Origin of the sequence: Blautia sp. 210820-DFI.6.14, from assembly GCF_020558815.1 — a bacterium.
GTDB classification, from domain to species: Bacteria; Bacillota; Clostridia; order Lachnospirales; family Lachnospiraceae; genus Blautia_A; species Blautia_A obeum.
In genome coordinates, this window is sequence record NZ_JAJCKS010000128.1 from 1 (window position 1) to 282 (window position 282).

The following is a 282-nucleotide window of genomic DNA, read 5'->3' on the forward strand; positions in this document are numbered from 1 at the left end:
TAGGCTGTTATCTTGTTATGACTGGCAGAGGTTGTGATGATATTTTCCGTATTCTTGATAGTAGGAATTATACCTTTGGAGATATGTTCAAACATTGTGAGCGAAGATATGGACTGGATAACTTCCATTTCACTAGACTGGATATTGCCATTGATGATAAGAACGAAAAGCCATTTTTTACCATAGAGCAGATAAAGAAGAAATGCGAAAAAGAGGAATTTATCTCGAATAGTGAGGGCTACCACTTTGACGAAAGCAAGTTTGATGATTTCGACACCGCAA

1 protein-coding gene is annotated in these 282 nt (G+C 37.2%); it reads left to right on the forward strand.

Annotated elements, in window-relative coordinates; translation table 11 throughout:
* A partial coding sequence (locus LI112_RS18030) for a replication initiation factor domain-containing protein (RefSeq protein WP_227191225.1) occupies window positions 1-282 on the forward strand: 282 nt, incomplete at both ends.